This is a genomic window from uncultured Microbacterium sp. (assembly GCF_913776565.1).
Classification (GTDB): domain Bacteria; phylum Actinomycetota; class Actinomycetes; order Actinomycetales; family Microbacteriaceae; genus Microbacterium.
The window spans coordinates 1-2950 of the sequence record NZ_CAJYPF010000254.1 but is presented as its reverse complement, the minus strand read 5'-3'; the positions used below and the strand labels follow the sequence as shown (position 1 = coordinate 2950).

2 protein-coding genes are annotated in these 2950 nt (G+C 70.9%); both read left to right on the top strand.

All coding sequences use genetic code 11. From position 1 onward, the window contains the following. Positions 1–2276, top strand: a 2276-nt coding sequence (gene carB / locus QZ433_RS14085; protein ID WP_295784650.1) for a carbamoyl-phosphate synthase large subunit, incomplete at its 5' end; no start/stop codon positions are given. Then, positions 2273–2950: orotidine-5'-phosphate decarboxylase (gene pyrF, locus QZ433_RS14080; RefSeq protein WP_295784648.1), on the top strand; the 678-nt coding region annotated here is incomplete at its 3' end. The genes carB and pyrF, both read left to right, overlap by 4 nt.

Genomic DNA, 2950 nt, shown 5'->3' with positions numbered 1-2950 from the left:
ACATCACCAAGGTGACCCCGGCGAGCTTCGAGCCCACGCTCGACTACGTCGTGGTCAAGGTGCCGCGGTTCAACTTCGAGAAGTTCCCCGCCGCCGACACCACGCTGACCACGACCATGAAGTCGGTGGGCGAGGCCATGGCGATCGGGCGCAACTACACCACGGCCCTGCAGAAGGCGCTGCGGTCGCTGGAGAAGCGCGGCTCGAGCTTCCACTGGGGCGAGGAGTCGCGCTCGGTGGACGAACTGCTCGAGATCGCGAAGACCCCGACCGACGGACGCATCGTCGTGCTGCAGCAGGCGCTGCGCAAGGGCGCCACGGCCGAGCAGGCGTTCGACGCGACGGCGATCGATCCATGGTTCATCGATCAGATGGTGCTGATCAACGAGGTCGCGGAGTTCATCGCGCAGGCCGACGAGCTGGATGCCGACACCCTCCGCGTCGCGAAGGAGCACGGCTTCAGCGACGCCCAGATCGCCGAGATCCGCGGTCTCGGCGAGGCCGAGGTGCGCGAGTCGCGCTACGCGCTCGACGTGCGCCCGGTCTACAAGACCGTCGACACGTGCGCGGGGGAGTTCCCGGCCCTGACGCCGTACCACTACTCGTCGTACGACGCCGAGACGGAGGTCACCCCCTCCGACCGCACGAAGGTCGTCATCATCGGCTCGGGCCCGAACCGCATCGGCCAGGGCGTCGAATTCGACTACTCGTGCGTGCACGCGTCGTTCGCGCTGTCGGATGCCGGGTACGAGACCGTCATGGTCAACTGCAACCCCGAGACCGTGTCGACCGACTACGACACGAGCGACCGCCTGTACTTCGAGCCGCTGACGCTCGAGGACGTGCTCGAGGTGCTGCACGCGGAGTCGCAGTCGGGCACGATCCTCGGCGTGGTCTGCCAGCTCGGCGGTCAGACGCCCCTGGGCCTGGCCAAGGGGATCGAGGCCGCCGGCTACACCATCCTCGGCACGAGCCCCGAGGCGATCGACCTCGCCGAGGAGCGCGAGCTGTTCTCGCGCCAGCTCGACGACGCCGGACTCGTCGCGCCGCGCAACGGCACGGCGATCGACGTCGAGGGCGCCGTGCAGGTCGCCGAGGAGATCGGCTACCCGGTGCTGGTGCGCCCGAGCTTCGTGCTCGGCGGCCGCGGCATGGAGATCGTCTACTCGACCGAGGCGCTGCGCGACTACTTCGTGCGCGTGGCCGACCAGGCGATCATCGGCCCCGGCCTCCCGCTGCTGGTCGACCGCTTCCTCGACGACGCGATCGAGCTCGACGTCGACGCGCTGTACGACGGCACCGACCTGTACATCGGCGGCGTCATGGAGCACCTCGAGGAGGCCGGCATCCACTCCGGCGACTCGTCGTGCACCCTGCCTCCGGTCTCGCTCGGCCGCACCGAGGTCGATCGCGTGCGCGAAGCGACCCTGGCGATCGCGAAGGGCGTGGGCGTGCGGGGTCTGCTGAACGTGCAGTTCGCGATCTCCGCCGGTGTGCTCTACGTCATCGAGGCGAACCCGCGCGCGAGCCGCACGGTGCCCTTCGTGTCGAAGGCCCTCGGCATCCCGCTCGCCAAGGCCGCCAGCCGCATCATGGCCGGGAGCTCGATCGCCGAGCTGATCACCGAGGGGCTGCTGCCCGCGCAGGACGGCTCCCGCGTCCCGCTCGACGCGCCCGTCGCCGTCAAGGAGGCCGTGCTGCCGTTCAAGCGGTTCCGCACCGCCGACGGTCACACCGTCGACAGCGTCCTCGGACCCGAGATGCGCTCGACCGGTGAGGTCATGGGCCTCGACCGCGACTTCCCGACCGCGTTCGCGAAGTCGCAGGAGGCCGCGTACGGCGGCATGCCCACCTCGGGCACCGTGTTCATCTCGGTCGCCGACGCCGACAAGCGCGCCGTGATCCTGCCGGCCCACCGCCTGCAGGAGCTCGGTTTCTCGCTGCTCGCGACCGAGGGCACCGCCGAGATCCTCGCGCGCAACGGCATCCGGGTGGAGGTCGTCGAGAAGTACTCCGAGACGCAGGGCTCCGGCCAGCAGAACGTGGTCGACCTGATCAACGCCGGCGAGATCGACATGATCGTCAACACCCCCTCGGGCGGGACGGCCCGCGCCGACGGCTACGAGATCCGCGCCGCCGCGGTGGCCGCCGACAAGGCGCTGTTCACCACGATGGCCGTCCTGGGCGCCGCGGTCAGCGCGCTGGGAGCGATGAAGGACGGCTTCGCCGTCCGGAGCCTCCAGGAGCACGCCACCGATCGCGCGGGACGCCTGTGAGCGAGACGTTCGGTCAGCGGCTCTCGGCCGCTCTCGACCTGCACGGCGCACTGTGCGTCGGCATCGACCCCCACGCCGCACTGCTGTCGGCGTGGGGGCTGGATGCCACGGCATCCGGCGCCCGCGACTTCGGACTGCGGGTGGTCGAGGCCGCCCGCGGCCGCGTCGGCGTGGTCAAGCCGCAGGTGGCGTTCTACGAGCGGTACGGCTCGCGCGGCTTCGCCGCTCTCGAGGACGTGATGGCCGCCGCCCGCGACGCCGGCCTTCTCGTGATCGCCGACGCCAAGCGGGGAGACATCGGCACGACGATGGAGGGCTACGCCCACGCCTGGCTCGAGCCCGGTTCTCCTCTCGAGGCGGATGCCGTGACCCTGTCGCCGTACATGGGTGCCGACTCGCTGAGCGACACGCTGTCGCTGGCGGTCCGCCACGGCAAGGGCGCGTTCGTGCTCACGGCGACGAGCAATCCCGAAGCGCGCGCGCTGCAGAGCGCGATCGTCGACGACGCCCTCGCCGTGGGCGACCACGAGCACGTCGCGGCCCGGGTCGCGCACGACGTGAACCAGGCGAACATCGGCGCGCCCGGGGCCCTGGGCCCCGTGGGGGTCGTCGTCGGCGCCACGGTCGATCGCGCCGCCTTCGGGCTCGGCGACGTCGCGCTGGCCGGTATGCCG